Raw genomic sequence first — 5,970 nt, forward strand, 5'->3', positions numbered from 1 at the left:
GAGGAAAACAAAAATGTCAAATTTCAAAAAAGTAAACGTAACAGAGGCTCCTAGAACAGAACTTCATGATGCTCTTGGTTTAACGGGAGCAGAGATAAGTATCAATCATCTTCCTGCAGGAGCAGGTGTTCCCTTTGTACACTCACATAAAAATAATGAGGAAATCTATCTTATTCTTTCCGGAAAGGGTAAGGCTGTAATTGATGGAGAGGATGTTGAAATCGCTAAAGGTGATGTGGTTAGAATTTCACCTGAAGGAAAGAGACAGTTTCTTGCTGCGGAAGATTCAGAGTTAAGCTATGCATGTATCCAGGTCAAGGCAGGTTCAATTGGTGGATTCACTGCAGAGGATGCAGTGATGTACTGATCCTCAAAAGACACCAGCTTTTTCCATAACCATATCTGATAAAGCAAACGGAACAATTTCAGCCGGATCTGATGCAGGGCTTATCCATTCATCTATTCTTTCTTTTGGAAGCATAAGTGGCATCCTGTCATGGATTTTGGAGAGCTCTGCTGTTGGCTCTTTGGTGAGAACCACAAATACAGGATAGCCGTCTTCGATGCGGTAAAGCCCACAGAGCCAGGTTACAGTACAGCCTCTTGGCTGGATGGCATATTTATCACCGGTCTTTACCTTGCCGTCTGAGCTTTTGAAATGCTCCCACTCAAAGTAATAGGATGCAGGAATGATGCATCTGTGTGATTTCCAGGCATCCTTGAAGGTGGGCTTATCCATGGCTGATTCAACTCTGGCATTGAAAAGGCTCCGCTTGCCATCTATTGCCATAAAGCCCCATTGCATGGGGAATACACTTTTTATTCCTTTGGCATTGGGAGCTATAACAGGGACTATATCTGTGGGACGAACTTCTCCATCAGTGATCAGAGGCCTTGCGTGGGTATCTACAAATTTACTGGTTAGCTATTTCAATTATATCTTTTAACTCCGGGAGATCCTTCTCCAGCGCATATCTGGTACACATATCGTTTTAACTCCTATGGATATTCCTCTATATCTTTATAACCATTATCGGCAAAGTAGTCTTCATTCACTTGCTCGGATTTTGCAAGCTCATCGCTAAAACCTTTAAGAGCATCAAAGGGACTGAATATCTTGGCTCGTCTTCTAAGATCCATTGCAGGATGTTTTATGGAAAAGCTGTCAGTCTTGTCATGCTTTGGTTTACCTTTTAAAAATACATCCCTGTATCTGAAATTGGAAGGTATTTCTAACACAGAACTTTCGCTATTCATCTGATTCCTCCGTTTCTTAATAGACCGGAGGCTGTGCTTTAAGCTCTGTGACCTCCAATCTGCTTGTTTCTCTCTATAGTTGTTGCACCTTCAAGGAGATTTGTTCCCTTAAGAAGTGCATTGGCACCATATCTTGTTCTGACTTCAAGCAGGGCAGCATGGAGCCTTTTTTCTCTGTCTAGTGCATCGTAATCTGTAAACAGATCCATTTGATATATTCCTTCATCATTTCTTACATCACAGGCACAGATGCCAAGCCTGCGGAATAGAATCCTGTGATCACTTTTCTTTTTCACATCTGCCATGATAAGGTCTGTGACCTGCTGTACACTGTTGGTTGCTGCACGCATACGCACAGTACCGTTTGAATGAGCAGGATGCAACCTTCCATACCAGTCGATGGAGAGCCGCCCATCATAGGAAGGGCAGTATTCAAGACTCTTATAATCGTAGCTTATCCACCAGGTAAAGGTAGAAGATACGAGGTTTTTCTTATACATATCACAGCACAGAATATCGATCATCTCCATAAGGACAATGCAGGCTTCATCATACTTATAAGGTCTGGGAAGTACCTGCCCGTTGGAAAGAGAGTGATTGTCAGTCTTGTAGTGCTTGATATCATACATGGTTACAGGTTCTATGCCCCAGGCATGGTCTATAAGTATTTCAGCATCAATGCCAAAGGTCTTGTAGAACCATTCCTCATCCCACTGGGTACGCTGAGCAATATCACCCATGGTGTACATATGATTTCTTTCAAGCCTTCCGGCTTTTCCGTTACCTATCTGCCAGAAGTCTGTCAGAGGTCGGTGGTCCCATAACAGATATTTATAGGAATCTTCTGTAAGTGCAGCTATACGCACTCCGTTCTTATCTGCCTGAGCCTTCTTGGCTACTATATCCATGGCAACCTTGGCAAGATAGAGATTAGTTCCTATACCAACTGTTGCAGTGATTCCGGTATTCTTAAGGACATCCCTTATCATGGTCATAGCCATGATGTGAGCCGGGGATTCGCCTGTCATTTTTGCAGCATCTTCATAGAAATGAAGATAAGGAGTACAGTCTATAAAGCATTCATCTATGCTGTAGACATGTACATCTTCAGGAGCTACATATTTTAAATAAATCTCCTGGATAAAATACATGAGAACATGTTCTATATAATCGCAATCACAAACAAATAAAACACGTTCTATTTAAGGAGGTTATCATTATGAAGATTACATATTGGTCAGATTATGCATGTCCTTATTGCTATATTGGAGAGACAAGACTTAGGAATGTTATTAAAGATATGCCGGAGTTTAAGGATGAAGAAGTTGAATTTGAAATGAAGGCATTTCAGCTTGATCCATATGCCGGAGTACATGCGACTGGTGATACACAGACAAGATTTGCCAAGAAGTATGGCATCTCTATGGAAGAGGCAGGAGATACAATTGAACATATTTCCCAGCTTGGAAGGGATGAGGGCATTGACTTCAAATACGCAACAACTCTTTTTACCAATACCATGGATGCTCACAGACTTACTAAATTTGCCATGGAAAAGGGCGATAAAGAGCTGACAGACAAGCTGACCCGGAGATTGTATGCAGCATATTTCACAGATAATAAGGAACTTGCTGACAAGGATTTATTGTTAAGCATTGCTGTGGATTGTGGATTTGATGCAGGTGAAGTAAAGGCTGTTTTAGACTCAGATAAATATCACGATGAGGTTGTTCTCGATGAAAGAGAAGCATCCAGATATGGAATCCATGCAGTACCATGTTTTATAATCTGTGATTATGCTTTGCAAGGAGCACAGCCTGCTGAGTATATGAAGTCGGCGCTACTAAAAGCGATGGAAAAAGAAAGCAGTAAAGTAGACGAGTCACAGGGAATGACATGTGGTCCAGATGGCTGCAGGATAGGATAAAGATATGATTGTAGAAGTTCCGGTAAGAGGCTATTTTGATGAAAACTGCTATTTCTATATTGATGATGAAACAAAGCACGGGTTCCTGATTGATCCAGGCGCAGAACCTAAAAAGCTTTTAAAACTTATATCTGATAAGGGGTGGAATATCGAAAAGATATTGCTTACCCACGGTCATTTTGATCATACCGGGGCGTTAAATGAGATCAGAGGTGTTCTTGGAATCCCGGTCATTGCTCATATAAATTCAGATCAGTATCTGCTTAATGACTATATGAATCTTTCTGCGCAATGCGGCTCCTCTATAACCATAGAGGGCGTACAGTATGCCAGTGATGGTGATATTCTGGCACTTGGAGCAAATCCGGATTTTAAGCTAAGGGTTATATACACTCCGGGACACACGACGGATTCGATTACTTTATATTCAGAAACGGATCATGTTGCCTTTGTAGGAGATACAATCTTTAGAGGATGCATCGGCAACTATAAATATCCAGGTGGCAATCTCAGGGATCTTCAGGATAGCATAATTGACAAGATATTTACCTTGCCTGATGAGACTATGCTGTTATCAGGGCACTCGGATAAAACGACTGTTGGAATTGAAAAACAGAGATATCGTCTGTAACTGTTGGCTTGTTGATATGTAAAGATCTTGACAAAGGTTTAAATGAGACTATAGGAGGATTTTTATATGTTTTTTAAGAAGAAAAAAACAAATGTGTTTGAAGATTATTTTTCTGAACTTCAAGCAGACATGGTTGATATATGTTTAGAGTATGTCGAGAATTATGAAGGAAAAAGGGATGAGTAAGGGTGAACTTACATCAGTTGCTTCAGCAAATGGTGGAATCGCCAATCTGGTGAATCCAGATGCAAAGGACAAGGATGTAGTAGCTCTTTTCCAATATATTGCTGACGAGGATAAGCTTGAGAAGCTGCTTGAGTTGCAGCAGATCATTAAGACGCCAGTGGTGAGAAATGGAAAACAGTCTACACTTGGCTATCAGCCTGATGTGTGGAAAAAGTGGGAATGAAGGAGATTTTCATGAGACTAGAACAACTTACTAAAGCGCAGGTAGAAGATATCTATAAGAATAACATGACTATAGATTTCCCTAAGGCTGAGCTTAAGCCACTGAAAGTGATATTGAAAGCTATTGATAATAATATATATGAGCCATTGGGGTTATTTGATGATTCAAGTATTGTTGGATATACGTTTCTGGTTAAAATTGGGAATGACTACCTTGTAGATTATCTTGCTGTAAACTCGGATTCGAGGAACAATGGAGCAGGAAGTGAAATGGTTCAGCTTCTAGCCGACTATTTGAAAGATGCGGAAAATGTGATAATAGAAATTGAGGACCCTGATCATGCTACAGATGCAGCATCAAAAGATATCCAGACAAGACGTATGAACTTCTACTTTAGGAATGGATGCACAGATACCGGACTCAGAGTAAAGTGCTTAGGAGTTCCATTTAGGATCATAAGGTTGGGACAGCACAAAAGTGAGGATCATGATGTGCTTTGGAATCTATACCGGGAATTTTACCGCAGGGTGCTACCTGAGAATATGTTTGTGAATGGAATTGCTCTGTTGAACGGCTTATAGAGATTTCTTTGGGCTGATTGGTACCAACCTGTATAAGATCTGTGACAAGGCAGGGATAAAGCCATTTAGTATGCATGCACTCAGACATACATTTGCCACCAGATGCATCGTGAAAGAGGCAATTCACAGAACTGCTAGAAAGCGAGGCTCTGAGGAAGAACTTAAAGATTGGAAAGAAATATGTGAAGACATGAGAGGTGATGAAACTTTAAGGGCATTATGGCTTAACTATCAGAATTCAAACAAGATGGAACAAAAGAGATATGCTGGAACTTGTGCGCTATCAGAAGACAGTAATGCCTAAGGCTGCTGGAGCAGAGGAAGTAGAGACTGTAGTAGCGCAGGTAAGAGAAAAACAGTATTCCCATCCGGCGTGGGGAAAGTATGTCGATAGCATACAGGTAGAGCTTAGTGCAGAGCTGAAGAAGTGGATGAGCATCGGAATGCATAACTACATCTGGAAACTGTTCTAAAAGGAAGCCAGAGGCTGACGCTCCTGCCCTTTGAGGCATAAAGCGACTTTGGTTATTTGTTAACGTGTCAGTACACTGTTTTATGTGGATTGATTAAGGTCTAATGCGATGTAAAATATATGCTTAAATTATACTTGAATTAGTGGCACTTCTATTATGTGGGTTATGTTAAGCCATTTAGAATCGAGGACAGAAGTATTAAGAATATTTTATAGTCCTTTTTTCCTTAACGCTTTTTTCTTTGTTTCCGGCTATGTATATTTTCATAAAAATGGATTTACTCAGTTTTTTATGAAGAAAATTAGGGGGCTGTTTGTTCCATGGTTGGCTTTTAGTGTTATTAACTGAAACTTCGCAGTAAAAAAATAGCGTTTGTACCTTGAAAATTCAATAAAAAATGGCAAAAAAGTACCATCATGCAGCCCTTAGTTGACGCTGCATGGCGGGGGTAAGTGCAGATATGAAGGTATCGATCATAGTTGAGATTTCTTCTTCGTCAAGATCGAATTTTTCAGTCATCATATCTGAGAACATTTTCATAATCAGAGTGAATGCATGGACAAATGTAACATCTGCCATTTCCTCTACAAGATATGTAAACAGTTCTCCAAGGGTTCTTGGATCTTCTGCTTCACGATTCTCAACAGCGAGCATCATATACCGGGTAAATACAACGGATACATGTGCTGTCA

Annotated in this window: 9 protein-coding genes and 2 pseudogenes; 7 read left to right on the plus strand and 4 right to left on the minus strand. The window is 40.5% G+C overall.

Features of this window, described 5'->3' with window-relative positions:
• The first annotated feature begins 13 nt into the window (after positions 1–13).
• A complete protein-coding gene (locus BM146_RS18700; protein ID WP_013282514.1) occupies positions 14–367 on the plus strand; it encodes a cupin domain-containing protein in 354 nt (117 codons plus the stop codon).
• A gap of 3 nt (positions 368–370) precedes the next feature.
• On the opposite strand, the gene BM146_RS18705 is transcribed toward BM146_RS18700, so the two are convergent.
• The 3 genes from BM146_RS18705 to BM146_RS18715 form a co-directional block, all read right to left on the minus strand.
• A complete protein-coding gene (locus BM146_RS18705; RefSeq protein WP_083413661.1) occupies positions 371–889 on the minus strand; it encodes an SOS response-associated peptidase in 519 nt (172 codons plus the stop codon).
• Positions 890–999: 110 nt separating this feature from the next.
• Positions 1,000–1,257 carry a hypothetical protein gene (locus BM146_RS18710; RefSeq protein WP_074892178.1) on the minus strand — a complete coding sequence of 86 codons (258 nt, stop codon included), beginning with the start codon at positions 1,255–1,257 and terminating at the stop codon, positions 1,000–1,002.
• A gap of 38 nt (positions 1,258–1,295) precedes the next feature.
• The gene (locus BM146_RS18715; RefSeq protein ID WP_074892180.1) at positions 1,296–2,408 is read right to left on the minus strand and encodes a Y-family DNA polymerase; all 1,113 of its coding nucleotides are present in this window, start codon (positions 2,406–2,408) and stop codon (positions 1,296–1,298) included.
• 68 nt (positions 2,409–2,476) lie between these two features.
• Between BM146_RS18715 and BM146_RS18720 the strand changes: the two genes are divergently transcribed.
• The 6 genes and pseudogenes from BM146_RS18720 to BM146_RS19785 all read left to right on the plus strand — a co-directional run bounded on the left by BM146_RS18720 (position 2,477) and on the right by BM146_RS19785 (position 5,278).
• A complete protein-coding gene (locus tag BM146_RS18720) occupies positions 2,477–3,184 on the plus strand; it encodes a DsbA family oxidoreductase (RefSeq protein WP_074892182.1) in 708 nt (235 codons plus the stop codon).
• A gap of 4 nt (positions 3,185–3,188) precedes the next feature.
• Entirely contained in the window at positions 3,189–3,815 is a 627-nt protein-coding gene (locus BM146_RS18725) for an MBL fold metallo-hydrolase (protein WP_074892184.1), read from the plus strand.
• 163 nt (positions 3,816–3,978) lie between these two features.
• Positions 3,979–4,224: pseudogene (locus BM146_RS18730) on the plus strand (arsenate reductase family protein); the annotation flags it as partial.
• Positions 4,225–4,235: 11 nt separating this feature from the next.
• Positions 4,236–4,805: a GNAT family N-acetyltransferase gene (locus BM146_RS18735; RefSeq protein ID WP_074892188.1), complete on the plus strand. Its 570-nt coding sequence runs from the start codon at positions 4,236–4,238 to the stop codon at positions 4,803–4,805.
• Between the two features lie 70 nt (positions 4,806–4,875).
• The gene (locus tag BM146_RS18740; protein WP_074892186.1) at positions 4,876–5,109 is read left to right on the plus strand and encodes a hypothetical protein; all 234 of its coding nucleotides are present in this window, start codon (positions 4,876–4,878) and stop codon (positions 5,107–5,109) included.
• On the plus strand, positions 5,102–5,278 hold the full coding sequence (locus BM146_RS19785; protein ID WP_177201754.1) for a hypothetical protein: 177 nt from the start codon (positions 5,102–5,104) through the stop codon (positions 5,276–5,278). The genes BM146_RS18740 and BM146_RS19785 overlap by 8 nt, the downstream gene beginning before the upstream one ends.
• A gap of 414 nt (positions 5,279–5,692) precedes the next feature.
• Here the strand turns inward: BM146_RS19785 and BM146_RS19790 are convergent.
• A pseudogene (locus BM146_RS19790) lies at positions 5,693–5,970 on the minus strand (IS4 family transposase); the annotation flags it as partial.

Origin of the sequence: Butyrivibrio proteoclasticus, from assembly GCF_900115735.1 — a bacterium.
GTDB classification, from domain to species: Bacteria; Bacillota; Clostridia; order Lachnospirales; family Lachnospiraceae; genus Butyrivibrio; species Butyrivibrio proteoclasticus_B.

Coding starts and splice junctions, on each gene's coding strand:
- BM146_RS18740 (WP_074892186.1), top strand. CDS start 4,876: ATGCATGCACTCAGACATACATTTGCCACCAGATGCATCGTGAAAGAG.
- BM146_RS18710 (WP_074892178.1), bottom strand. CDS start 1,257: ATGAATAGCGAAAGTTCTGTGTTAGAAATACCTTCCAATTTCAGATAC.
- BM146_RS18725 (WP_074892184.1), top strand. CDS start 3,189: ATGATTGTAGAAGTTCCGGTAAGAGGCTATTTTGATGAAAACTGCTAT.
- BM146_RS18715 (WP_074892180.1), bottom strand. CDS start 2,408: ATGTATTTTATCCAGGAGATTTATTTAAAATATGTAGCTCCTGAAGAT.
- BM146_RS18700 (WP_013282514.1), top strand. CDS start 14: ATGTCAAATTTCAAAAAAGTAAACGTAACAGAGGCTCCTAGAACAGAA.
- BM146_RS18720 (WP_074892182.1), top strand. CDS start 2,477: ATGAAGATTACATATTGGTCAGATTATGCATGTCCTTATTGCTATATT.
- BM146_RS18735 (WP_074892188.1), top strand. CDS start 4,236: ATGAGACTAGAACAACTTACTAAAGCGCAGGTAGAAGATATCTATAAG.
- BM146_RS19785 (WP_177201754.1), top strand. CDS start 5,102: ATGCCTAAGGCTGCTGGAGCAGAGGAAGTAGAGACTGTAGTAGCGCAG.